Annotated in this window: 15 protein-coding genes, 3 tRNA genes and 3 rRNA genes; 6 read left to right on the plus strand and 15 right to left on the minus strand. The window is 61.8% G+C overall.

The annotated features are described in order from the left end of the window. Positions 1-129: 129 nt before the first annotated feature. Positions 130-966, plus strand: coding sequence for a transporter substrate-binding domain-containing protein (locus ACQY4V_RS15590; RefSeq protein ID WP_428513208.1), 837 nt, complete (start codon positions 130-132; stop codon positions 964-966). Positions 967-1068: 102 nt separating this feature from the next. Here ACQY4V_RS15590 and ACQY4V_RS15595 read toward each other — a convergent pair whose 3' ends face one another. Together ACQY4V_RS15595 and ACQY4V_RS15600 are read right to left on the minus strand one after the other, a co-directional pair. Then, on the minus strand, positions 1069-1842 hold the full coding sequence (locus ACQY4V_RS15595; protein WP_428513210.1) for an enoyl-CoA hydratase/isomerase family protein: 774 nt from the start codon (positions 1840-1842) through the stop codon (positions 1069-1071). 18 nt (positions 1843-1860) lie between these two features. After that, positions 1861-3396, minus strand: coding sequence for an AMP-binding protein (locus tag ACQY4V_RS15600; RefSeq protein ID WP_428513212.1), 1536 nt, complete (start codon positions 3394-3396; stop codon positions 1861-1863). A 126-nt stretch (positions 3397-3522) separates the two neighbouring features. Here ACQY4V_RS15600 and ACQY4V_RS15605 point away from each other — a divergent pair, with 126 nt between their 5' ends. Then, positions 3523-4305 carry an IclR family transcriptional regulator gene (locus ACQY4V_RS15605; protein ID WP_428513214.1) on the plus strand — a complete coding sequence of 261 codons (783 nt, stop codon included), beginning with the start codon at positions 3523-3525 and terminating at the stop codon, positions 4303-4305. A 165-nt stretch (positions 4306-4470) separates the two neighbouring features. Here ACQY4V_RS15605 and ACQY4V_RS15610 read toward each other — a convergent pair. The 10 genes from ACQY4V_RS15610 to ACQY4V_RS15655 all read right to left on the minus strand — a co-directional run bounded on the left by ACQY4V_RS15610 (position 4471) and on the right by ACQY4V_RS15655 (position 16535). Then, positions 4471-4547 (minus strand) — tRNA-Met (locus tag ACQY4V_RS15610). 92 nt (positions 4548-4639) lie between these two features. Next, on the minus strand, positions 4640-6076 hold the full coding sequence (locus ACQY4V_RS15615; protein ID WP_428513216.1) for a DUF2252 domain-containing protein: 1437 nt from the start codon (positions 6074-6076) through the stop codon (positions 4640-4642). Positions 6077-6283: 207 nt separating this feature from the next. Further along, a 5S ribosomal RNA gene (gene rrf / locus ACQY4V_RS15620) occupies positions 6284-6398 on the minus strand. 89 nt (positions 6399-6487) lie between these two features. After that, a 23S ribosomal RNA gene (locus tag ACQY4V_RS15625) occupies positions 6488-9958 on the minus strand. 369 nt (positions 9959-10327) lie between these two features. Then, a tRNA-Ala gene (locus tag ACQY4V_RS15630) sits at positions 10328-10403 on the minus strand. Between the two features lie 139 nt (positions 10404-10542). After that, positions 10543-10619 (minus strand) — tRNA-Ile (locus ACQY4V_RS15635). 252 nt (positions 10620-10871) lie between these two features. Then, a 16S ribosomal RNA gene (locus ACQY4V_RS15640) occupies positions 10872-12340 on the minus strand. The 16S, 23S and 5S rRNA genes sit together here with 2 tRNA genes alongside, the layout of an rRNA operon. 757 nt (positions 12341-13097) lie before the next feature. Beyond that, positions 13098-13724, minus strand: coding sequence for a protein-methionine-sulfoxide reductase heme-binding subunit MsrQ (gene msrQ / locus ACQY4V_RS15645; RefSeq protein ID WP_428513218.1), 627 nt, complete (start codon positions 13722-13724; stop codon positions 13098-13100). Next, positions 13724-14629, minus strand: coding sequence for a protein-methionine-sulfoxide reductase catalytic subunit MsrP (gene msrP, locus ACQY4V_RS15650; RefSeq protein ID WP_428513220.1), 906 nt, complete (start codon positions 14627-14629; stop codon positions 13724-13726). Before msrP ends, msrQ begins: the two co-directional genes overlap by 1 nt. A gap of 412 nt (positions 14630-15041) precedes the next feature. Then, positions 15042-16535 (minus strand): FMN-binding glutamate synthase family protein, encoded by a 1494-nt coding sequence (locus ACQY4V_RS15655; RefSeq protein ID WP_428513222.1) that lies wholly within the window; start codon positions 16533-16535, stop codon positions 15042-15044. Between the two features lie 282 nt (positions 16536-16817). Between ACQY4V_RS15655 and ACQY4V_RS15660 the strand changes: the two genes are divergently transcribed. Further along, positions 16818-17300: a fasciclin domain-containing protein gene (locus tag ACQY4V_RS15660; RefSeq protein ID WP_428513224.1), complete on the plus strand. Its 483-nt coding sequence runs from the start codon at positions 16818-16820 to the stop codon at positions 17298-17300. A gap of 247 nt (positions 17301-17547) precedes the next feature. Here the strand turns inward: ACQY4V_RS15660 and ACQY4V_RS15665 are convergent, their stop codons facing one another. The 3 genes from ACQY4V_RS15665 to clpB all read right to left on the minus strand — a co-directional run bounded on the left by ACQY4V_RS15665 (position 17548) and on the right by clpB (position 23682). Beyond that, positions 17548-18495, minus strand: coding sequence for a hypothetical protein (locus ACQY4V_RS15665; protein ID WP_428513226.1), 948 nt, complete (start codon positions 18493-18495; stop codon positions 17548-17550). Beyond that, positions 18492-20645: a glycosyltransferase family 2 protein gene (locus ACQY4V_RS15670; RefSeq protein WP_428513228.1), complete on the minus strand. Its 2154-nt coding sequence runs from the start codon at positions 20643-20645 to the stop codon at positions 18492-18494. The genes ACQY4V_RS15665 and ACQY4V_RS15670 overlap by 4 nt, the downstream gene beginning before the upstream one ends. Before the next feature lie 418 nt (positions 20646-21063). After that, complete coding sequence (gene clpB, locus ACQY4V_RS15675; protein WP_428513230.1) at positions 21064-23682, minus strand: ATP-dependent chaperone ClpB; 2619 nt, start codon at positions 23680-23682, stop codon at positions 21064-21066. 305 nt (positions 23683-23987) lie between these two features. Here clpB and ACQY4V_RS15680 point away from each other — a divergent pair, with 305 nt between their 5' ends. The 3 genes from ACQY4V_RS15680 to pyrF all read left to right on the plus strand — a co-directional run bounded on the left by ACQY4V_RS15680 (position 23988) and on the right by pyrF (position 25401). Beyond that, positions 23988-24239, plus strand: coding sequence for a hypothetical protein (locus ACQY4V_RS15680; protein ID WP_428513232.1), 252 nt, complete (start codon positions 23988-23990; stop codon positions 24237-24239). A gap of 220 nt (positions 24240-24459) precedes the next feature. Beyond that, positions 24460-24624, plus strand: coding sequence for a hypothetical protein (locus ACQY4V_RS15685; protein WP_428513234.1), 165 nt, complete (start codon positions 24460-24462; stop codon positions 24622-24624). A 54-nt stretch (positions 24625-24678) separates the two neighbouring features. After that, a complete protein-coding gene (pyrF, locus tag ACQY4V_RS15690; protein WP_428513236.1) occupies positions 24679-25401 on the plus strand; it encodes an orotidine-5'-phosphate decarboxylase in 723 nt (240 codons plus the stop codon). Positions 25402-25422: the final 21 nt, after the last annotated feature.

Raw genomic sequence — 25422 nt, forward strand, 5'->3', positions numbered from 1 at the left:
TCACCAGAGTCGATATTCCTGCCCTTCCGCCCCTGCGGAACTTCTGGTTTGTGTTGCGGGGCCCATCTAACGGGGCGTCAATTGACTCCGGGCCGACGCATAACGGCCAACCAACCTAAGGAGTCGAACGTGACACATCTTAAAATGACGACCGCCGTCATTGCCTTCTGCACCGCCGCCGTTCCGGCCGCCGCAGAGTCCATCTGGGAAAACATCGAATCGTCCGGGCAGGTTGTCTGCGGCGGCATCCAGAACTATCCGCCCACCTCGTTCCATGTCGGGGGCGATCTGGAATACGCCGGCTACGGACCCAATGTCTGCCGCCAGATCGTTGCCGATCTGAGCGAAGAGATGGGGCAGGACCTGGAGGTCGTCTGGCGCGAGACGACCTGGCAGAGCGTCGTGCTGGATCTTCAGGCCGGCCGCATCGACCTGTTCCCCGGCATGACCGCCACCGAGGAGCGCAAGAAGGCGCTGGATATGGCCGGCCCGCTGTATCGGATGACAAACTGCGTGATCGCGGGCACCGGCAAGGAAACGATGCCGACGTGGGAGGAATACAACACCGGTGAAACCACCTTCGCCATGGTGACCGGCACCGCGCAGATTGCCTTTCTGCAAAGCGATGTCCCCGAGGCGAACATCATGTCGCTGAAGGAAATGGGCGAAACCATCATGGCCGTTCAGGCCGGTCGCGCGGATTACCTGATGCAGGAGCTGCCGATCTGCCTGCAGACCTTCGCCACCGCCCCCGACGCTTTTGCCAGCTACACCGTTCCCACCCCGGAAAACGGCAGCCCGTCTTCCGCCGGGATCCGGATGGACGACGACGGTCGCTTCAGCGATTTCGTCCAGGCCTGGGCGGACAAGAACCGGGCGGAAGGCACGGTTGCGCCGCTGATCATCGACGGGTTCGAAGCGGCAGGCATGGATGTCTCGGCGATCCCCGAAGGTATCGAGTTCTGATCCAGGGTGTCGTCCGGGCCTACTGGCCCGGGCACGCCCCTTTTCCAGAAACGCAAAAGGCCGGCGGTTCGCCGGCCTTTTGTCTTTTCGTCGCTGAACGCCTCAGGAGGCTTTCTTGCGGTCCAGAAACTTGCTCATTTCCGCCTGCGTGTGACCTTCTTCAAAGGCCTTCTTGTGCAAGGTGCGCGCCAGCTCGAAGGTTTCGTCAAAGCTGTGCTGGGTGGCCGCCACGATCCGCTGCTTGTTGAGCGCATAGGCTTGTTTCGGCAGCGCCGCCAGCTCCTCTGCCAGGGCGATGGCGCGCGGCAGGACCTGGTCCTGCTCGACGATCTCGTTGATCAGACCCAGGCGATGGCATTCGTCCGCCGACACGATGCGCCCGGTCTGCACAAGGTCGATCGCGCGCGCAAGGCCCAGCATTTCCCTGATGATCCAGAACCCGGTGACCGAGGCGATGCCCTGTTTGATCTCCGGCTGGCCCATCGGCGAATTGGCGTGCCCCACGCGCATGTCGCACAACAGCGCCACCTGAAACGCGGACCCGGCCGCGATCCCGTTCAGCGCGCCGATGAAGGGCTTTTCGAACCGGCGGATCAGGTTGTACAGGGTGCGCCATTCCTCGATCCACAGCTCGGCCCGCGCCGAGTCAAAGGTCTTGCCCTCGTTCAGGTCCTGCCCGGCGCAGAAGGCCCGGTCGCCTGCACCGGTCAGGATGACGGCCTCGACCTCGGGATCGGTGTCCGCGGCGATGATCGCCTTGCACAGATCGTTCCGCATGGGGGTGTCCCAGGCGTTCAGCCGCTTGGGTTTGTTCAGGGTGATGATCTGAATCGACCCTTCGCGGGTCACAAGGATCGGATCGGTAGCGTCAGACATGGTGTTTCTCTCTCTGCTTCAGTGTCTCGTCCAGTCACCGGCGCGGGTCGCGTCCAGCTTGTGTTTCATGATCCTCTGGCTTGGGGTCCGTTCGAACTCCTGCACAAAGGTGATGAATTGCGGAAGCTGGTGCGGCGCGAGTTTGCCCGCCAGCCAGTCGAACAGCGCCGCGCCGGTCAGGGTCTGACCGGGGGCGGATTGCACATAGATCTTGATGTCCGCCTCGCCGATTTCGGCCTCGACCGGGATCGCGGCACAGGCGGCCACGGCATCGTGCTGTTCCACCACGTGTTCGACCTCCCAGGCCGAGACGTTTTCGCCCCGAACCCGGATGGTGTCTTTCATGCGGCCGTGAAACTTCAGTCGTCCCTCGGCATCCAGAGACCCCATGTCGCCGGTGTGCAGCCGGCCTTCCCGCAGCGCCTCGCGGGTGGCTTCGACCGAATTCATATAGCCCTTGAACAGCGCGGTTTCGCAGCCGGGGCGGGGCGTTACGACGATTTCCCCCCTTTCGCCCGTGGCAAGGACGCGCCCGTCCCGGTCGCGGACCGACACCTCGAACCATGGCAGCGCGCGCCCGACATAGCCGGGCAGCCCCTCGACATTCACCGTCGACAGGCTGGAGCCCTCGGTCATGCCGTAGCCTTCGGTGATCCGCAGGCCGAATCGCGCCTCGGAGGCTTTCCACGTCTCGGTATCACAGCCGCCGCCCCAGGCGATGGCGACCTTGTGTTCCTTGTCGTCCGGGTGGGCGGGCTGTTTCAGCAGCATCTGCAGAACGCCGCCCAGATGGTGGATCCGCGTCGCGCCACAGGCCCGCACCTGGTCCCAGAATCCGGACGCCGTGAACTTGGCCGTCAGCGCCAGCTGCACCTCCCGGATCAGCGGCAGAACAACGACCTGCGCGCCCCCGATATGGTGGAAGGGTTCCCAGGTATAATAGATGGCACCGGGTTCGGCCTGCGAGGAAATCGCAGCACTTTCAGCGGAATAGCGCAGCATCGCATGGGTGAGGGGCACCGCTTTGGGCCGCCCCGTGGTGCCGGAGGTGAACAGGATCATGCACAGATCCTCCGCCTCGGGCAGGACCGGCGTGATCGCCGGGGCATCTCCCAGTGCGGCGCACAATCCGCCATCCTGCGGGCGCACCAGCACGTCGCAGCCCGCCGCGCGGGCGATCTCTTCGGCCTCTTCTTCCACGATCAGCAGGGTCACGTAGGCTTCGGTCACGGTATAGGTCACGCCGCTGGCCACCTGTCGCAGGCCGACCGGCACCCAGACCGCCCCCAGCAGGCCCAGGGCAAAGGCCGCGGCGCTGGTATCCACATGCGTCCCCAGCATCAGGCCAACGCGGTCGCCGCGCCCGACGCCCCGGGCGGACAGCCCCGCGGCAATGGCCAGCGCGCGCGCCTGCACCGAACCGATCGTGTGATCCTGCCACACGCCGTTGACAAGTTCCGAGGCGTAAATCCGCTCCGGGTTTTCCGAAGCCTTCTGCCCCAGCAGATGCAGAAATCCCGATCCTGCCCATGAAATATGTGTTGTGTCCGTCATGCTCGATTTCCAACCTGATCGGTCGTGTTACTGGTTGACCAAAATATCGCGATGCGATAATCTTTCATTACAATATAAGCGCCGCGTTTCTGCGGTGTCAATGCGTGCGGAGGCGGGAAAACCGAAATGGCGGAGTCTGATGACCTGAACGACCCATTGATGGTCAGTGCCGTGGAAAAAGCCTTTCGCGTGCTGGCGGCGTTTGACGAGGCGACACCGCGGCAGACGCTGACCCAGCTTGCGGAAAACTCCGGCCTCGATCGGTCGGCCGCGCAACGCTACTCCCATACGTTGTGGCGGCTGGGGTACCTGCACAAGGACAAGCGCACTAAGTCGTTCGAACTGACCCCGAAGACCCTCAGCCTTGCCTACCAGTATACCCGGTCCAGTCCGATCGTCCTGCGGTCGCACCCTTATCTGTCTCACCTGAACAAGGCGACAGAGGAGGCCGTGTCGCTCACCGTGCTCGACGGGACCGAGGTGATCTACCTGTCGCGCTACCTGTCGCCCAACGTCCTGGATACTGACGTGATCGTGGGGTCGCGCCTGCCGGCCTATTGTTCGGCAGGCGGTCTGGCGATCCTGTCCACGATGGAGGACGCAGAGATTGACGCGCTGCTGGATCGGTCCGATCTGCGCGCCTTCACCCGTCACACCGTGTACGACCGCGAGGGCATCTGGGAGGCGATCAACAAGACCCGCAGCCGCGGCTTTGCCCTTGTCGAAGAACAGATCTACACCGGCGACATCACGCTCGCGGTGGCGCTGCGCCTGCCCGGCAACGAAGGGGTTGCCGCCGTCAGCCTCGGGGCCTCCCTCTTTCGCTACGACGCCAAGCAGATGGTCAGCCAGTTTGCCCCCATGCTGTTGGCTGCGACGCGGACGATGTCTCAGGGCGTACCGCTCTGAACGGGTCCGTTGCCCTCTTCGGTGACATTGCGCGGGTCAACACTCCGACGCGGCGGCACTCGACCATCGGGTCTTGGAGGAAAGGGTGATGAAAGCCCAAGCTGCTGTCCACGCAACCGGCGGAGCGGTGCTGCGGAGGACTGGCGGAGATATCGGGGGAATGATTGGTTGCGGGGGTAGGATTTGAACCTACGACCTTCAGGTTATGAGCCTGACGAGCTACCGGGCTGCTCCACCCCGCGCCAATGCGGGCTATCTACTCCTGCACCGGGACCTTCGCAAGGGGCCGCGCCGGCATTTATTACATTTTTTTTACACGACAATTCGAAACGGCCTAGCGGAAGACGACGTCGAGGCTGTCGAAGGCACCCAGCTTGTGATCCTCGCGGAAAAACGCGTGATCGCGCTGCAGGCGGGCGACCGCTTCCTCGGTGAACCGGACGATATCCCCGACGAACAGGTCCAGCGGCGCGATGGCCTCCATGATCGACGGCTCGACATCATAGTCGATCCGTCCCAGGTCGTCGGACAGCGCATGGGCCTGCGCCAGCGCGGCGCCGCACACCCTGGCGTACTTCTTCCACGTCTTGAAGCTCAGGCCGTCGAGGTCGATGTCATCCCGGAACGGCGCCCGCTCGCGGCTCATGAAACTCTTTCCGTCGATCTCGACCGCGCCGTAGAAAATGTCGCCATGCGCCAATTGCACGCGCTGGCCGTGCTTGATGCGCTCGGCCTGCTCTCCGGCGTAGAAGGCATTGGGCGGAACCAGACCGTCCAGCGCCGAGCGGCGGGCGGCCTTGAACTCGATGATCAAATCGTCGGTCGCATCCTGCGACGGTCCCTCGATCAGGACATAATAGCGCGGCAGGCCGAGCGAGGCGGTGCCCTGCCCGTGGCGCACGCACACATCCTTGACCTTCAGCTCACCGGCACGGTCGGGCGCGTCGATGCCGTTCGACTTGGCCAGGTCGTTGATGGCTTTCTGAAACTTGTCGATCTCGGTCGACAGGGGCTGCAACTCGTCATTGGACCTGAAGGCGCGGCCATTGGGCGTCAGGTAATCGTCCCACAACCAGTCCCTGCGCTCTTCCCACGCCTGCTCGAACAGGCGCCGGATCACCTTGGGGGAATTGTCCATCCGGTAGGCGTCGTTGCGTTCGGTCGATTTGTTGGCGTAGTCCTGCATCGCCGCTGCATAGCCACGCACGAACTTGCGGACGATCTTGCGGGCCTGCTTCGGCTTCAGCTCGCCCTCGGTCAGCGCCGCGATCCAGAACCCCACGGCGCCGCGCTTGATGTCCCAGCTGAAGGGCGCATAGGTGGTCTCGTCGAAGTCGTTCACACCGAAGATCGGCGCGCCGCTCTTGTCGGGCATGACGCCGAAGTTCTCCGGATGCACATCCCCCAGCGCCATGACCGTGGGCATGTGCCCGTCCTCGCCCACCATGTCGCGGTAGAAGAGCAGGGCGGTGCCGCGAAAGAACTTGAACGGGCAGCCGGCCAGCTTCTCGAACTTGTCGCGCGCGCCCTTCGAGCTTTCCGTGATGCGCGCGGCATGGTCTTCGCGGATCGTCGTGCGCACATGCAGCCGGCGCGTCTGGCCTTGCAGGAATTTCGGCGGAACCAGGTATTTGCCGTCGGCAATCGCGGCGCTCAGCCGGCCGAACGCCTTGGACCGCCGCTCGTAGCGCTCGTCGATCGACTTTTCAGGCGGGTCGGGCGGCTCGACCGCATTGGATTTGCCTGATTTTCCGGATTTCGCCTTGCCCATCGCATCCCTTTCGTCCGTGCAGGTAACGAAAAGGCCGGATCGAAAGTTCCCCGGCGCGCTTGTCCGCGAAAGGGGGCTCGCCGTGGTCCGTCACCGCAAAGCCGCAATGCGCCGACAAGGCACAGCAAAGCCGCCGCACGGTGCGGGTCAGTCAGTAAATTGTAGGGGAAAATCGAAAGAGAGATACAATTTCAAGGACCTTACTAGGTTTGGCGGTGACCTACTCTCCCACGTCTTGAGACGCAGTACCATTGGCGCTACGGCACTTAACGGCCGGGTTCGGGATGGGACCGGGTGTTTTGCTCGTGCTATGACCACCAAACCGAGAAAGATCCTTGAACTCCAAGTCAGCACACTTGTTTAAGTGTACGGCTTCTGGATCCGCATAAGCCAATCTGGCTTTTACTGGATCAAATCAAGCCTATCGGACAATTAGTACCGGTCAACTGAACGCATTGCTGCGCTTACATCTCCGGCCTATCGACGTGGTGGTCTACCACGGTCCTCAGGGATACCTTGTTTTGAGGGGGGCTTCCCGCTTAGATGCCTTCAGCGGTTATCCTGTCCGTTCATAGCTACCCAGCACTGCCGTTGGCACGACAACTGGTCCACCAGTGGAACGTTCACCCCGGTCCTCTCGTACTAGGGGCAACTCCTCTCAAGTATCCTACACCCACGGCAGATAGGGACCGAACTGTCTCACGACGTTCTAAACCCAGCTCACGTACCTCTTTAAACGGCGAACAGCCGTACCCTTGGGACCTGCTCCAGCCCCAGGATGAGATGAGCCGACATCGAGGTGCCAAACACTGCCGTCGATATGGACTCTTGGGCAGTATCAGCCTGTTATCCCCGGCGTACCTTTTATCCGTTGAGCGATGGCCCTCCCACTTGGGACCACCGGATCACTATGGCCGTCTTTCGACTCTGCTCGACTTGTCAGTCTCGCAGTCAGGCTGGCTTATGCCATTGCACTCAACGAGCGATTTCCGACCGCTCTGAGCCAACCTTCGCGCGCCTCCGTTACGCTTTAGGAGGCGACCGCCCCAGTCAAACTACCCGCCACGCAGGGTCCCGGACCCGGATAACGGGCCGCGGTTAGACATCAAGAATGCATAGGGTGGTATCTCAAGGGAGGCTCCACCACGACTAGCGTCATGGTTTCAAAGCCTACCACCTATCCTGCACAATGCAGTCCTGATGCCAGTGCGAAGCTGTAGTAAAGGTGCACGGGGTCTTTCCGTCTAACCGCGGGAAGCCTGCATCTTGACAGGCAATTCAATTTCGCTGAGTCGATGTTGGAGACAGCGGGGAAGTCGTTACGCCATTCGTGCAGGTCGGAACTTACCCGACAAGGAATTTCGCTACCTTAGGACCGTTATAGTTACGGCCGCCGTTTACCTGGGCTTCAATTCGACGCTCTCACATCTCCTTTTAACCTTCAGGCACCGGGCAGGCGTCAGACCCTATACGTCGTCTTGCGACTTCGCAGAGCCCTGTGTTTTTAGTAAACAGTCGCCACCCCCTGGTTTGTGCCCCCGGACTTCAGTTGCCTGAAACCCGGGCCTCCTTCTCGCGAACTTACGGAGGTATTTTGCCGAGTTCCTTCAACATCGTTCTCTCAAGCGCCTTGGTATTCTCTACCAGTCCACCTGTGTTGGTTTAGGGTACGATCTTATGATGGAGCTATTTCCAGGGACTGCTAAGCTGCCCATCCAATCCGATAAGGATGAACAACCCTCGCAATCCGTCACTTCCATCTGGCTCAGGAATATTAACCTGATTCCCATCGACTACGCCTTTCGGCCTCGCCTTAGGGGTCGGCTTACCCTGCTCAGATTAGCTTTAAGCAGGAACCCTTGGACTTTCGGCGAGAGTGTCTCTCACACTCTTTGTCGCTACTCATGTCATCATTCTCACTAGTGATCTCTCCACGGGATCGCTCACGCGCCCGCTTCATCGAAAGCTCCTATCCTCCAAAGCACCTCGAAAGGTGCTGAAGAGGAGTGGAACTATGTCACACTACGCTCTGCTACCAGTGCATACGCACTCCTCGGCTTCGGCTCATGGCTTGAGCCCCGTTACATCTTCGCCGCAAGACAACTTGTTTAGACCAGTGAGCTGTTACGCTATCTTTAAAGGATGGCTGCTTCTAAGCCAACCTCCTGGTTGTTTTGGTCGTCTCACCTGCTTTCCCACTTAGCCATGAATTGGGGGCCTTAGCCGGAGGTCAGGGTTGTTTCCCTCTCCACTACGGGCGTTAGCACCCGCAGTGTGTCTGCCATCTAGTACTCCTCGGTATTCGGAGTTTGGTTAGGATCAGTAAGCCTGTGGGGCCCCATTACCCATCCAGTGCTCTACCCCCGAGGGTATTCGGATGACGCTCTACCTAAATAGATTTCGCAGAGAACCAGCTATCTCCGAGTTTGATTGGCCTTTCACCCCTAGGCACAACTCATCCCGATCTTTTTCAACAGATGTGGGTTCGGCCCTCCAGTAAGTGTTACCTTACCTTCAGCCTGGTCATGCCTAGATCACTCGGTTTCGGGTCTGATCCATCTAACTCGACGCCCTATTAAGACTCGCTTTCGCTGCGCCTACACCTAACGGCTTAAGCTTGCTAGATAGACCAAGTCGATGACCCATTATACAAAAGGTACGCCGTCACAAGACTGGACACTAATGACAACCGTTTCCGGTTATTTTGTCGGGATCGAGACCCGGAACTGAACCGTTTCAAGGCCCGGGTTATCGCTGTAGATCCCAGCGTTCGACCGATGATCGAAACTCAGGCTCATGCGCACGCCGTTGCGTGCCTGATACCCGAATTCTACACCCGATCGAAAGATGATCGGGCCACCCAGGTCGACATCGCTGCCCTCGGCATATAGCCCGGGCATCGAGTGGAACTGAGCATACCACCGTTCGTTCGGCGTCGTGTATGTCGTGGTGCTTCCAAGACCCACCCACAGGCCGCCATCATCCGTGATGGACCCACCGTAGGTGAATTGGAACGGGCCGCGTGCCGTCGATGTCTGCCGGCGAACGAACACTTCCTCGCCAACGGCGTTTTCCTGGAAGTATACTTCGCCAGCGGAAATGCTGGTAAACGGCACCACATCGTTCTTTGCCAGGCAACCTTCATTCGGGCAGTGATTCACCGCCATGTTCAGCAGGCCAAAGGCCAAACCGACCACCGCAGCGGTACCATCCGTAATAAAAGCAATGTCTGACATGTCCCGATCTCCATGGAGTTTTTTCCATGTGTGACGCAGATTGTCATTAGAGTCCAGTCAAGCTCCGACTGATTGTAGGCGTTCGGTTTCAGGTACTGTTTCACTCCCCTCGTCGGGGTGCTTTTCACCTTTCCCTCACGGTACTGGTTCGCTATCGGTCAGTAAGGAGTACTTAGCCTTCGAAGGTGGTCCTCCGATCTTCAGACAGGATTTCACGTGTCCCGCCCTACTTAATACATCCTATCGAGCTTCCTATACGGGGCTGTCACCCGCTATGGCCATGCTTCCCAACATGTTCTAGTCACTCTCAAGGCTTGGCTGGTCCCCGTTCGCTCGCCGCTACTAGGGGAGTATCAATTGATGTCCTTTCCTCCGGGTACTTAGATGTTTCAGTTCTCCGGGTTTGCTCTTAAAGACCTATGTATTCAGTCCTTAAGTACCTGTTTCAGAACCCTATAAACTGCCTTCGTTAATTCCAGAGGAATTAACGCTAGCAATTATAGTGAACTGTCAGGTGGGTTGCCCCATTCGGAAATTCATGGATCAAAGCGTATTCTCAGCTCCCCATGACTTATCGCAGAGTATCACGTCCTTCATCGCCTCTTACTGCCAAGGCATCCACCAAACGCCCTTCTCGCGCTTGATTTGATCCAGAAAAAGCAAGATTTGCGTCTTGCGCGGGTCCGTAGCTGGTAACTTCCAGACCCCTTATCCTGGACCAAAAGTCGTACATTTCCCGCTCCGGATTACTCCGGAACTTTGGTTATAGTACTTGACTTGGACAACTCTGTTCTTTTCAGCCCGGGATACATAAGGAAAGGCGTGGATGCACCTTTCAACATGCCGTCCACCGAAGTGGAACCAGACCGAGATCGCTTGCTTACTTACAAGGATCAAACAGTGTTGATCGTCACTTCAAGATTTCTCTCGAAGCAACTTGTATCTCTCTTTACGATTTCAAAGCGTCCGATTGGACGGCAAAACAGCGATGCTGCTTAACGGTCAAATCGGGATATGGTGGAGCCTAGCGGGATCGAACCGCTGACCTCCTGAATGCAAATCAGGCGCTCTCCCAGCTGAGCTAAGGCCCCTAAGCGTGGCTTCACCGAAGGTGAAACGCGCGTCAGCCGAAAGGCGTTTCCGCAGGAAATGCCGATAGGCTTTTGTCCGCTGCGTCGATTGCAAGCAATCGCCTTTCGCGGCGTCATTTCCGCGGTGCGGAAAAGACGTTGGTGGGTCGAGGAGGACTTGAACCTCCGACCTCACGCTTATCAGGCGTGCGCTCTAACCACCTGAGCTACCGACCCAAGTTGATTTTACCAAAGGTAAAATCGACGTCGCCCGGCAGGCGTTTCCGCAGGAAATGCCGAGAGGGCCGCCGACCGCTGCCGCGGATTGAGGATCAATCCACTTTCACGGTTACGGCTTTCGCGGTGCGAAAGCCTTGACTGAAGAGATATGAGGACGGCCTGGACCGTATGATGTTTGATCGGTTTTGATTACCGATCTGCTAAGTGTTTCACGTGATTGGCGAACCAATCATCTAGAAACATCCTTAGAAAGGAGGTGATCCAGCCGCAGGTTCCCCTACGGCTACCTTGTTACGACTTCACCCCAGTCGCTGAGCTTACCGTGGCCAGCTGCCCCCTGCGAACAGGTCGGCGCACCGTCTTCGGGTAAACCCAACTCCCATGGTGTGACGGGCGGTGTGTACAAGGCCCGGGAACGTATTCACCGCGTCATGCTGTTACGCGATTACTAGCGATTCCGACTTCATGCCGTCGAGTTGCAGACGACAATCCGAACTGAGATGGTTTTTAGGGATTAACCCTCTGTTACCACCATTGTAGCACGTGTGTAGCCCAACCCGTAAGGGCCATGAGGACTTGACGTCATCCACACCTTCCTCCCGCTTATCACGGGCAGTTTCCATAGAGTGCCCAGCCGAACTGCTGGCAACTAGGGATGTGGGTTGCGCTCGTTGCCGGACTTAACCGAACATCTCACGACACGAGCTGACGACAGCCATGCAGCACCTGTCACTGATCCAGCCGAACTGAAGGAATCTCTCTCGAGAAACCGCGATCAGGATGTCAAGGGTTGGTAAGGTTCTGCGCGTTGCTTCGAATTAAACCACATGCTCCACCGCTTGTGCGGGCCCCCGTCAATTCCTTTGAGTTTTAATCTTGCGACCGTACTCCCCAGGCGGAATGCTTAATCCGTTAGGTGTGTCACCGACACGCATGCGCGCCGACGACTGGCATTCATCGTTTACGGTGTGGACTACCAGGGTATCTAATCCTGTTTGCTCCCCACACTTTCGCACCTCAGCGTCAGTATCGAGCCAGTGAGCCGCCTTCGCCACTGGTGTTCTTCCGAATATCTACGAATTTCACCTCTACACTCGGAGTTCCACTCACCTCTCTCGAACTCTAGACTAGTAGTTTTGGAGGCAGTTCCAGGGTTGAGCCCTGGGATTTCACCCCCAACTTTCTAATCCGCCTACGCGCGCTTTACGCCCAGTAATTCCGAACAACGCTAACCCCCTCCGTATTACCGCGGCTGCTGGCACGGAGTTAGCCGGGGTTTCTTTACCAGGTACTGTCATTATCATCCCTGGCGAAAGAGCTTTACGACCCTAAGGCCTTCATCACTCACGCGGCATGGCTAGATCAGGCTTGCGCCCATTGTCTAAGATTCCCCACTGCTGCCTCCCGTAGGAGTCTGGGCCGTGTCTCAGTCCCAGTGTTGCTGATCATCCTCTAAAACCAGCTATAGATCGTAGACTTGGTAGGCCATTACCCCACCAACTATCTAATCTAACGCGGGCCGATCCTTCACCGAAATTCTTTCCCCCGAAGGGCGTATACGGTATTAAACCCAGTTTCCCGGGACTATTCCGTAGTGAAGGGCACGTTCCCACGCGTTACTAACCCGTCCGCCGCTAGAACCGAAGTTCTCGCTCGACTTGCATGTGTTAGGCCTGCCGCCAGCGTTCGTTCTGAGCCAGGATCAAACTCTCAAGTTGAAAAGCTGTTACCAGCTTATCCTTGACGTTCGAACCTCTGCACATCAATTCCGACCGGCTAAGGTCGGAACTTGTCTCTGTTTGTTGTGCTTCTGGTTTTCATCAGAAAACCGGAAGCCGTCCAAACAGTGAAGCTGACTATCCATCATCGGATCGGGTCGAAACCGTCACCTAGGTAGTTTGATATGAGAGTGTTGATCCATCGAATAGACCAAACCGCCCACATATCTCTTCAGAAACTATCGATTTCAAAGAGCGCAGAGACAAAATCAACACGAAGCGCCATTTCTTTTTGGCGCAACCTGCGTCAGATACCTCAGTGTTTGTTGCCGTCTGTCCCTCTGGAGCGTCGCTCCGTCGTTCCGTCTGGCGTTCCGTTGTGCGCCTCAGCGCCGCCGGTGAGGGGGTATTTACGGATTGGGGCCGAACCTCGCAACCCCTTTTTTCGGGAAACGTCATGTTTTTTTCAAAAAACTCATTTATCGTTTAAAAACAGGTGTTTGCAGATACGATTATTTGGCGCCCGGTGTTTTGGCCCCATGCCGTAAGCGGCTTTACGCGGGGGCAATCACGCCAAAATCGGGTTTTCCACAGCCATTTCGACGGAATCTGGCGAGTCACGGACGGGAATCTGCCCCGAGTCACCCCCGACTCGTCCCCGACTCGCGCCGGAATCATCCGTCGACTCGTGGCATTTAGGGAAATGAATCGCCCGAGTCGGCGAAAAAGCCGGAATCGGCGTGCTGATTCCGCGGAATCAGGCAGCAGTCTGCACCCGACTCGCCGCTTTTTTCCGCTTCACCAGGATTCGCCACGCGATCAGCCCCGCGATGACGCCCAGGAACACCAGCGGACGGACCTGCCAGCCCTTCACCAGCATCACGTAATGCACCCCACCCAGAATCGCCGCCGGATAGACCAGCTGGTGCAGCCGGCCCCAGGCCGCCGCCCCCATCTTGCGGATCGACAGGTTGTTCGAGGTCACCGCCAGCGGGATCAGCAGCACGAACGCCGCCATGCCGACAGTTATGTAAGGCCGCTTCACGATATCGGCCCAGACGCGGCCGACGCTTTGGACGTCCAGCACCGCCCAGACCAGCAGGTGACAGACCACGAAGAAGAAGCACGCCAGGCCCAGCGCCCGGCGGAACTTCAGCAGGTTCACCCCCGCCAGTTTGCGCAGGGGCGTCACCGCCAGCCCCGCCACCAGCAGGTACAGCGCCATCTCCCCCATCTCGTGCTCCAGCACCTTCACGGGGTCCGCGCCCAGCCGGTTCTGAATGCCCAGCCACAGCATCCACGCGGCATAGCCCAGGCTTGCCACGTAAATGGGCCACGCTGGCAACCGGCGCAGCCCCTTGTTGATATGATCGACGGTCGCCATCAGAAGTTGGCTTTCAGATCCATCCCTTCATAGAGGCTCGCCACCTCGTCGCCGTAACCGTTGAACATCAGCGTGTCCTGCCGGCGGGCGAACAGCCCCGTCCCGAGGACCCGCTCGCTCGCCTGGCTCCAGCGCGGGTGGCTCACCTCGGGGTTCACGTTGCTGTAGAATCCGTATTCCCGCGCATTGGCCTTGTTCCAGCTTGTCGGCGGCTCGGCCTCGGTCAGGGTGATGCGCACGATCGACTTGATCGACTTGAACCCGTATTTCCACGGCACCACCAGCCGCAGCGGCGCGCCGTTCTGGTTGGGGATGTCCCTGCCGTAAATCCCCGTCGCCATGATCGTCAGCGGATGCGTGGCCTCGTCCAGCCGCAGCCCCTCGACATAGGGCCAGTCCAGCACCGGGTATTTCACCCCTGGCATCTCGTCGGGGCGCAGCGCGGTCTCGAATGCGACGTACTTTGCGCCCGACTGCACGCCCGCCATCTCCAGCAGGTCGGCCAGTTCGAACCCGTTCCAGGGCACCACCATCGACCAGGCCTCGACACAGCGGAAGCGATAGATCCGCTCCTCCACCGTCATCTTCGCCATGATATCCTCGAAGGCATAATCGCCGGGGCGGTCCACCAGCCCGTCGATTTTCACCGTCCAGGGCTGGGTCGTCAGCATATGGGCATTCTCGACGGGGTCGCCCTTGGCGGTGCCGAACTCGTAGTAATTGTTGTAGGTGGTGATGTCCTCGTAGGACGTCGGCTCCAGATCCTGCGCCCGCGCCGGCATCCCGCCGACCCCGGCCAGGCCAACCCCGGCGGCGGCCCCCGCCATCAACTGCCGGCGGTTGAGGAACGCGGCCTCGTCGGTCACATCTTTGTCGCGCAGCGTGTTCTTCCAACGATGGGCCATGCGGGCTCTCCTCTTCTCGCGGGCATGTCTGTCAGTCGTGACATAAGGAAAGCGCATTCGCGCGGCAAAACAAGCCGTGTCACGAAGACGTGGAAGTGCGGTAACAATGGCGGCGACATTCTTTACGCGCGCGCACGCGCGCGCGAGGCGCCAAGCCGTGCGATTGCCAGACCGCGGGATGGCGACCCGACTGTCCTTCAGGGCACTTTATCCCTGCAACTTCCGCAAAACCTGCAATCGACACGCCGACGTCACCCAATCGCCAGCCCGGGGGGCGGTCTGGTGATCGCGCGGCGGCCTTCGGCATTGGTTCCGCGCGCCAATACCCCCGCCGCCGTCCGGGACCTGATCCGGGACCTCCCGCGGTCAGAGATCCTCGGGTCAAGCCCGAGGATGACACGCCGCTCCACCTCTATGGATACTGCGCCGCGTCCACGCTGGGCCGGATCTTGGTCAGCGGGATCGACGTGCCGTCCGCCTGCACGATCCGCACATGCCGGCGCCGCATCAGCCGCGGCTCGGCCACGCCCACGGAATGCGCGATGGTCTCGACCTCACTGATCACCTGCCGCGCGTAGTTGGCGACCTTCATGTACTTGTCTTCCACCACCAGCCCCTTCTGCAGGTGCTTGTCATGGGTGGTGATCCCCGTGGGACAGGTATTGCGGTTGCACTTCAGCGCCTGGATGCAGCCCAGGCTGAACATGAACCCCCGCGCCGAGGTCACGAAATCCGCGCCCGCGCAAATCGCCCAGGCGACGTCGCCGGGATTGACCAGCTTGCCCGCCGCGATGATCCGGATCCGGCTTTTCAGCCCGTGCCGGTCGCGCAGATCCACCATCCGGGTCAGCGCCTCGCGGATGGGCATCCCCACCAGGTCCATCAGCGGCATCGGGGCGGCCCCCGTGCCCCCCTCGCCGCCATCGATGGTGATGAAATCCGGCGCGCTCTCCTCGCCACGCTCGACGATCAGTTCGAACATCTCGTCCCACGCTTCGCTCGACCCCACCACGGTCTTGAACCCCACGGGCTTGCCCGTGACCTCGCGGATATGGCCGATGAAATCCAGCAGTTCGCCGTAATTGTTCACCTCGCGGTGCCGGTTCGGCGAAATGCTGTCCTGCCCCACATGGATACCCCGGATCTCGGCAATCTCCGGCCCGACCTTCGCACCGGGCAGGATGCCGCCCTTGCCGGGCTTCGCCCCCTGCGCCAGCTTCAGCTCGAACATCCTGACCTGCTCGGTCTCGCCCATCCTGCGCAGCTTGTCGTCGTCCAGCGCGCCATCCGGCGTTCGCACCCCGTATTTCGCCGTCCCGATCTGGTAGACCACGTCGCACCCGCCCGACAGGTGATAGGGGCTGAGGCCCCCCTCCCCGGTGTTCAGCCAGATCCCGGCCTCCGCCGCGCCGCGGCTCAGCGCCTCGACCGCGGGGCGCGAGATGGCGCCGTAACTCATGCCCGAGACGTTGAAGATCGACCGCGCCATATACGGCGTCCGGCAATAGGGGCCGATCTGCATGGGCTCGGTCGCCGCGAACTGGTCATCGAGCGGCGGAAAGGCCGCCGGCACGAAAATCGGCGTGCCCGCCACGTTCAGGTTCCGGGTCGACCCGAAGGCGACGGTGTTGCCCTTGCCCTTCGACGCATGCCCCACCCAGTCCCGCTGGGCGCGGTTGAACGGCATCTCCTCGCGGTCCATGGCAAAGAAGTACTGGCGGAAGAACTCGCCCAGCGTGGTGAACAGCCCCCGGAACCGCCCGATCACCGGATAGTTGCGCCGGATCGCGTCGCCGGTCTGGGTCTTATCGATGATGAAAAAGATCAGCGCCAGCGCGATGACGATCCCGATCGCCAGCACCAGGATCAAGGCCAGAAAGCCAAGGATTTCGAAGACCAGGTCCATCACCGCCCCTTCCGGAATTGCGTGGCTCCCTTATGCCACAGACCTGAAGCGCCTCAAGCCTTAAACCCGTCCCGGCGCGGCCGGATGCTCACGCCGGTTCACGAATTTTTCAGTGGCTTTCGCAGGGCGCGCCGGCTTAGGCGGCGAACCCTTTCCGTCAACCCGCACCGGCGGAAATCCCCGCTGAACCGGACGCGCCCCGGCCACGTAACAGGGACACGATGCGCAAGACGCACATCGCATATCACTCGTACCAAGAAAACTCTCATAGGGAGACACGACATGCTTCGCAGAACTTATCTTGCCCTGACCGCCGCCACCCTCCTTGGGGGCGCCACAACCGCCTTCGCCGAAAGCGGCAAGGACATCGTCGACACCGCCACCGAAGCGGGCGACTTTTCCACCCTGCTGGCCGCGGCCGAGGCTGCCGGACTGGTCGAAACGCTGAAAGGCGACGGGCCGTTCACCGTCTTCGCCCCGACAGACGAAGCCTTTGCCGCGCTGCCCGAAGGTACGGTCGACACGCTGCTGCTGCCGGAAAACAAGGACCAGCTGACCAGCATCCTCACCTACCACGTCGTGCCCGGAAAGGTCATGTCGGGTGACCTCAGCGACGGCATGACCGCCGAAACCGTGCAGGGCACCGAGGTGACCATCGGCACCGAAGGCGGCGTGACCGTCAATGGCGCCAATGTCGTCACCGCCGACATCGAGGCCTCGAACGGCGTCATCCACGTGATCGACGGCGTGATCATGCCCGAATAACCGACGTCTTCCTCCGGACGTTCGAAGGGCGGCCTTCGGGCCGCCCTTGCTTTCTTCGGATCGTGGCATTCTGCAAACGCGTGCCCGGGATCATCCGCACCGGGGCCAGCCTGTTCGGCTCGGTCGCCCCAAGGCTACCCACGAGTGATGTCGGCAAAGACCCAGGCTCTTGCTTTCGGCAAACCGCCCCGCCACATCCCCCTCGCCGGGCCGCCATCCGCGTCGGGCATCCCGCCCGGCTGTCTTGCTAGTGGCTTGCGATCTGCTCGAGCTCCAGCAGCGTGATGTCGGGATTGGCGCGGATATCGGCGATATCCTGGTCGTACATCCGCGTCAGGTGCGCCCGCTCGTTCGGCGTCCAGGGATCGTAGCTGCCAAAGTCCTTGCCACGCGGATAGCGCTCCTGCAACGCGACCCTCTGTTCCAGCGCCTTGTCCGCGCCATCCTTGTGAATCAGCTGCAACAGTTCCGCCACCGCGCGCCCGCTCGCAGTGGGGCGTTTGTTCTTGTCCTTGGGTTCCTTCATCGCGCCGGTGTCGATCCCCGGACCGCACAACCCCGCCAGCACCTGCCGGTCCAACTGGCGAAAGTCCTCGTAACGCCAGACCGTGACCTTGGCGCCGGGAAACAGCGTCACCACCGATTTCAGGATATTGTGCCAGTTCGGCATGTTCTCCAGCACCTGCCGGCGCATCGTGCGCTCGTCGACAAACCACTGCCCGGTCACCGACCGCAGGTATTCCACGTAAGCGGACGCAAAGAAATCGGCATAGTTGCGCAGCCCCAGATGCACCTCGTCCACGCCGTCCGGAAACTGCCCGGCGAACACTTCCAGCAGCTTGCGCCGCCAGCGGTAAAGCACCCCGCGCTTCACGCAATGCCCGCAATGGCCGGCCATGTTCTCGTCCGACAGGATGATCCGCTTAGGATTGCCCTTCGATATCTCCTTCAGGAACGCCCGGCTCATCTCCGCCAGCTCGGCGTCGGAAATCTTCGGGTCCCAATCCATGCCGATCTTGTTGTAGACGTTGCACTGCACCGGCACGGTCAGCTGCTTGCGGGTGTCGCGGTGGTGCACGTAATGCACACCCGTCCGTTCCAGCATCTTGGAATTGCGCGCCAGCATCGACTGGATGTGGCTGGTGGCGGTCTTGTGAAATCCGCCATGCAGCACGATCTGCGGGCGCTGGCTCATTCCGCGGCCAGGTCCTGCAACAGCTGGTCGCGGTTCACCGGCGCCTCGCCGGGGCGGTTGATCATCTGCAACAGGTCATGCAGCGCCGCCCAGTCGTCACTCGATTTCAGCGCCGCGATCTTGGCCCGGTGCCAGGCACAGGCCTCGGCGTGCAGGCGGCGGATCTCGCCGTCCTGCATCAGCCGGTCGAACTCGACCCGCGTGGCCTCGGCCATCGGCACCAGGCTCGTGTCCTCGACCATGTTCAGGTTCATGTCGGCCCAATAGGCCACGCCCTGGTCACGGTCGATATGGTTGGTGCGGCCCCTGTCGCGCTTGACCAGGAAACTGTCGACCGACCGCACCGCGTAGTGGTGCAGCCGCGCATGATCGTGGCTGAACCCGCCATAGGCCGACCAGCCCATGTCGAAATATTTCTCGGGCATCGGATTGCCGCCCGCGTCGGTCCAGACAAAGCCCTCGGGCCGCCCGTCGAACTTGGGCCGGTGCACGCCGAACTTCTTGATGGCGTCGGACGGACGGAACAGCGTCTTCAGCCCCAGCCCGCGGTATTTCTCGCGGAACTCCTCCGGCGCGGACCAGATGAAATGCTCGTGGATGAACCTGTCCTCATAGCGCACCTGTTCACCGCAACCAAAGAGCTTCCAGCACAGCGAGATGGCATCCGCCTCGCCCACCGCCGCAAACAGGTCCGGCAGGCGTCCCGCGCCCGCGCGGATGTTCAGGAACTCGTCGCAATCGGCGCAGATGGCCCAGTCGGCCTGCCGGTAAAGGTCGTGCGAGAACGCCCGGCGCAGCGCCACCCGCTGCGGGCTCGCACCTTTCTTGAACCGGTTGTCCTCATGCGCGGCGACGCCCAGCTGCTCCAGCCGCATGGCGATGCGGTCGGTGCCGTCGTCGCAATCGTTGGTGTAGATCAGAAAATCGGTGAACCCGATGGCCTTGTTGAAGGCCACCCATTCCAGCATGAACGGCCCTTCGTTCTTCATCGTGGTCACGATCAGGCACCGGTCGTTGCGGCGCGCGCCCATGGCCCGCGACGGGCCCTCGGGGGCGGGCGCCCCGGCCCTGGCCGGGGCCTTGTCCTTTGGCGCTGCCTTGGCCGGGGGCTTCGCCGCGGCGGTCTTCTTTTTCGGCGCCGGCGCCTCCTCGGTCACGTCCTCGGTCACGTCCTCGGGGCCGTCCATGTCCGGCCCGTCGAACCCGTCATCGTCATCCGGGCCGAAATCCCCGTCCGCATCCGCGTCCTTCTGCGCCGCGCGCTCCTCCTCGCGCAGCTTGCGCCGCAGCCGCTTGCGAAACGCCAGGCCGAACGCATTCGCCATCTCGTCCCGCCCGCGGTCATTGAAATAGGCCGTGACCTGGTTCTTGTACCAGCGCAGGTCGCGCCGCGCCCGGTAGAGACGGTAGAATTCCACCGGGTCCACGTCGCCGAAGATCGCCGCATGCATCACCGGCTTCAGCGCGCCGATCTTGCGCATGAACACGGCCGTCTTGTGGTCCGAGTGGCGGCAGTGAAAGACATGGATGTTGTCGCCCGAGAACCGTCCCACATGCTGCTTGTCCAGCGCGTGATAGGGGTCGTAGAAAATGCTCACCCGGCCCAGCCCCGCGGTCAGCGCGGCCGCATCCGACAAGGGCAGCGTCCAGTCCTGCCGCCGCCCGCCCTCATAACGCGTCTCCCACGGCACCAGCCCGGTATCCAGCGTGCTCTGCGGGTTCACCGACACCACATGCGCCCCCGGCACCAGCGAGCCAAAGGCGATGGCCGCAAAGCCGCCCATCGACACGCCGGCGAAGATCACCCGGTCGTAGCCCTCGAAGAACCCCTCGTCGCGCAGCTTCTCGAACCGCGCGATCAGGTCGCCGTCGCGGTACCAGTCCGCCACATGCGCCATCACACCCAGGTGCGAGATGTTCACATCCTGCGCGAACTTGAACGCCCAGGGCTCGCGCTCCGCCGAGCTGTCGTTGACGTTGGAAAGGTTGTCGAATGTCACCAACAGGCGGTTCACCGGGCGCCGCACGAACATCAGCGAATGCCGCAGGTGCCGCTCCATGAATCCCTCGCCATCGCCGCCGGGGCGAAGCTCGTCGAACCAGCGGGGCACCGCTGGCGTGTCGTCTGCTGAACTGTCCTGCTCGGCCATGGCTCGATGTTACGCCTGCTCTGATTGCCGTGCGCTTAACCGCACCGCCCCGCGTTCGGTGCCACTATACGCCCGCGCCCCGAATCCGCGCAACACCCGTCTCGAATTGTCGACGCGACGGCCATTCCCGCAACACGCCCCCCACCCCGCCCCCGTCTTCCTCTGGCCAGAAATATCCCGGGGGTCTGGGGGCTGGCCCCCAGTCCAACCTGCGCTTGGGGGCTGGCCCCCAATCCAACCCGCGCTTGGGGGCTGGCCCGTCGCACGCACCAGGCCCCCCCGTCCCGGACCCGATCCGGGACCTCGTAGGGTGGGTTTCCAACCCACCTTTGCAGGCCGACACTCACCGGCCCCCCAAAAAACGAAAAACCCCCGCCGGATCTCTCCGGCGGGGGCCGCGTTCACGCAGTCACCGCGCTCAATGCACCACGGCATCGTCCGGCCGCTCGCGGTTGGTCGACCCGACGCGCTCGCCGATGATCAGCCCCTCGGAGCCCGCTGTCACCGGCACACTCGATCCGTCCAGGATATCCCCGGCCAGCAAGCCTTCGGCCAGCGGGTCCTGCAGCGCCTTCTGGATCACCCGCTTCAGCGGACGCGCACCATAGACCGGGTCATAGCCTTCATCCGCCAGCCACTTGCGGGCCGCGTCGTCCAACTCCAGCGTGATCTTCCGCGCGGCCAGCCGCTTCAGCAGGCGGGCCATCTGGATATCCACGATCCCGTCCATCTGGTCGCGGTTCAGCCGGTCGAAGACCACGATCTCGTCCAGCCGGTTCAGGAACTCGGGCCGGAAATGCGACCTGACCGCGTCCATCACGTCGCGCTTGGCCGCCGCCGCATCGGACCCTTCCGGCAACTGGCTCAGCGCCTGGGACCCGAGGTTCGACGTCAGGATGATCAGCGTCTGCTTGAAATCCACCGTCCGGCCCTGCCCGTCGGTCAGCACACCGTCGTCCAGAACCTGCAACAGCACGTTGAAGACTTCCGGGTGCGCCTTCTCGACCTCGTCGAACAGCACCACCTGGTAGGGCCTGCGCCGCACCGCCTCGGTCAGCACGCCGCCCTCGTCATAGCCGACATAGCCCGGAGGCGCGCCGATCAGACGGGCGACCGAGTGCTTCTCCATGAACTCGCTCATGTCGATCCGCACCATCGCGCTGTCGTCGTCGAACAGGAACTCGGCCACGGCCTTGGTCAGCTCGGTCTTGCCGACGCCGGTCGGCCCCAGGAACAGGAAGCTGCCCAAGGGACGGTTCTCGTCGTTCAGCCCGGCGCGCGCCCGGCGCACGGCATTGGCCACCGCCTTGACGGCGGCATCCTGGCCGATCACCCGGCGGTGCAGGTTGTCTTCCATGCCCAGAAGCTTCTCGCGCTCGCCTTCCAGCATCTTCGCGGTCGGAATACCCGTCCAGCGTTCGACCACCTGCGCGATCTGCTCGGGCCGCACGGCCTCCTCGACCATCATGCCGTCTTCCTCGGCCTTCTCGGCCTCGGCCAGCTGCTTCTCCATCTGCGGAATGACGCCATAGCTCAGCTCCCCGGCCTTGGCCAGGTTGCCCTCGCGCTTGGCATGGTCCAGCTCGATCCGCGCACGGTCCAGCTGTTCCTTCAGGTCGCGGGCGCTGGCCAGCTTGTCACGCTCGGCCTGCCATTGCGCCGTCATCTGGCTGGATTTCTCCTGCATGTCGGCCAGCTCTTTTTCCAGCTTCTCCAGCCGGTCCTTGCTGGCGGCATCGTCCTCTTTCTTGAGGGCTTCGGCCTCGATCTGCTTTTGCAGGATCTCGCGGTCCAGCGCGTCCAGTTCTTCGGGCTTGCTGTCCACCTCCATGCGCAACCGGCTCGCGGCCTCGTCCACAAGGTCGATGGCCTTGTCCGGCAGGAACCTGTCGGTGATATAGCGATGGCTCAGCGTCGCCGCCGACACCAGCGCAGAGTCCGAGATCCGCACGCCGTGGTGCAGCTCGTACTTCTCCTTGATGCCGCGCAGGATGCTGATCGTGTCCTCGACGGTGGGTTCCTCGACCATCAGCGGCTGGAACCGGCGTGCCAATGCGGCGTCCTTTTCCACGTGCTTGCGGTACTCGTCGAGCGTCGTCGCACCCACACAGTGCAACTCGCCCCGCGCCAGAGCCGGCTTGATCAGGTTGGCCGCGTCCATCGCGCCATCCGCCTTGCCCGCGCCGACCAGCGTGTGCATCTCGTCGATGAAGAGGATGATCTCGCCCGCCGCATCGGTGACCTCGTTCAGAACGGCCTTCAGCCGCTCCTCGAACTCGCCACGATACTTCGCCCCGGCAATCAGCGCACCCATGTCCAGCGCCAGCAGCTTCTTGTTCTGCAGACTTTCCGGCACGTCGCCATTGACGATCCGCAGGGCCAGACCCTCGGCAATCGCGGTTTTACCCACGCCCGGCTCACCGATCAGGACCGGGTTGTTCTTGGTCCTCCGGCTCAGCACCTGCATCGCACGGCGGATCTCGTCGTCACGGCCGATAATGGGGTCGATCTTGCCGTCCGCGGCCCGTTTCGTCAGGTCGGTCGCGTATTTCTCCAGCGCCTCATAGCTGTCCTCTGCCGAAGCACTGTCAGCCGTCCGCCCCTTGCGGATGTCGTTGATCGCCTCGTTCAGGGCCTGCGCGCTCACGCCCCCCTGCTCCAGCGCGTCCTTGGCGGGGCTTTTCACCATCGCCAGGGCGGTCAGCAGGCGCTCCACCGGCACGAAACTGTCCCCGGCCTTCTTGGCCAGCTTCCCGGCCTCGTCCAGCAGCTTCACGGTCTGGCCGTCCATGTAGATCTGGCCCGAATCGCCGCTGACCTTCGGGATCTTGCCAAGGCTCAGGTCCAGCGCCTGCACCACGCGCGCCGGCTCACCGCCCGCCCGCTTGATCAGGTTGCTGGCCATCCCCTCGGGATCGTCCATCAATGCTTTCAGAATGTGTTCGGGCGCCAGTTTCTGGTGGCTTTCCCGGATCGCGATCGTCTGCGCGGCCTGAATGAAACCGCGCGACCGCTCGGTGAACTTCGACAAGTCCATCCCGTCTCTCCTTTTCTACAAGCGTCATCCCGGTGGCGCACCCAGCATTAGGCGTACGGCTTCGGGAACCTCAGACCTTTAGATGGGTAACAGGCGCGTGAGCGTCAAGTCGGCCCTGTAAATTGTTCGCATCGCGCAAGCTACAACCAGATGTTGTGGCAAAACCCGCTTGAAGACACGACATAGGCGACAAACCGCTCAACAGAATTTGTGAACCTTGCAACTTTTTCGACCGACCAAACGTTACTTAGGCAGTTATCCACAGGCTAAGTCACTTAGGTAACTCGTAAAACAGGAGCAGACCAATGCAGATCGAGAAGCTTGAATTCGACGCAATCCGCTACAACCCCGAACTTGAAGCGTTCGAGGCGGCCGTTCGTATCCACGAGTCCGGTCACATCTTCCGCTATCCCGTCCACCTCAAGGCCCCGCTCAACGCCGAATACGCGCTGATCGCCCGTGGCCTGAGGCAGAAGGCCAGCCTGCGCCACACGCAGAAAGCCCACGCCCTGCGCTCGTCGCTGCCCGAGGCCGCGCAAGGCGCCGCCGCCGCCTGATAAACAGGCGTAAAGTTGCGAGGGGGCGTCCGTTAACCAATTTCCCCTCGCAACCCGTGGCCAGATGATGCATCCTCGCTGCAGTTGCATAGTGAGGTGTGTTATGAAGATCGAGCGGATTTCCTTGGAAAATGTCGCTGTTTCGCCACATTCAGGCGCCCATGTCGCGACGGTTTTGCTGCAGGGCGACGAAGGCTCCCTCAGCTTGCGCGCCTCCGCCATGCCCCCTACGATTCTCGGTGACCTGACCGAGGCCGCTATCGTGGCCCGCGCCCTGGTTCAGGATGCCCTGCGCCAGGTGCGGCGGATGCCCGAGTTTCGCAACGCCCCGCAGGCCGTCGTCGTCGCCGACAATGCCTGGCCGCGATCTGCCGAACAGGCTTGACGCCGCCGCCCCGGCCCGCAACAAGGGCGCGACCCGACGCGAAAGGTTGCGCTCATGCCCGAACCCGTCCAGCTCAGACCCGAACGGCCCGCCGATGATCGCCTGATCGTTGCCATCGACCTGCCCAACGCGCTCGAAGGCCTGCACCTGGCCGAAACGCTTGGCGACGCGGTGTCATTCTACAAAATCGGCCTCGGGATGCTGACCGGCGGCGGTCTCGCCCTCGCCAACGAGCTCAAGCAGGATCACGGCAAGCGAATTTTCCTCGACATGAAGCTCTTCGATATCGGCGCCACGGTGGAAAACGCCGTGCGCGGGCTGGCGCAATTCGACCTCGACTTTCTCACCGTGCATGGCGACCCCCACGTAGTCCGCGCCGCCCGCGAGGGCGCGGCAGGCAAACCGATGAAGATACTCGCCGTCACCGTGCTGACCTCCCTCGACCGCGGCGATCTCGACGCGTCGCTGATCGCCCCGGGCGACATCCCCGATATCGTCGCCACCCGCGCAGCCCGCGCGCTCGAGGCCGGGGCCGACGGTGTCATCGCCTCCCCGCAGGAGGCCGCGATGATCCGCGCCCTGCCCGAGGCCGCGGGCAAGCTGATCGTCACCCCCGGCGTGCGCCCCGCCGGCGCGGCACTGGGCGACCAGAAACGTGTCGCCACCCCGGCACAGGCCCTGTCGGACGGCGCCGATCACATCGTCGTGGGCCGCCCGGTCTGGGCCGCCGAAGACCCCCGCGCCGCCACCCAGGCCATCCTGAACGACATCGCCTGACGTAGGGTGGGTGAAACCCAC

It is taken from the genome of Roseovarius sp. (assembly GCF_965277045.1).
Taxonomy (GTDB): Bacteria; Pseudomonadota; Alphaproteobacteria; order Rhodobacterales; family Rhodobacteraceae; genus Roseovarius.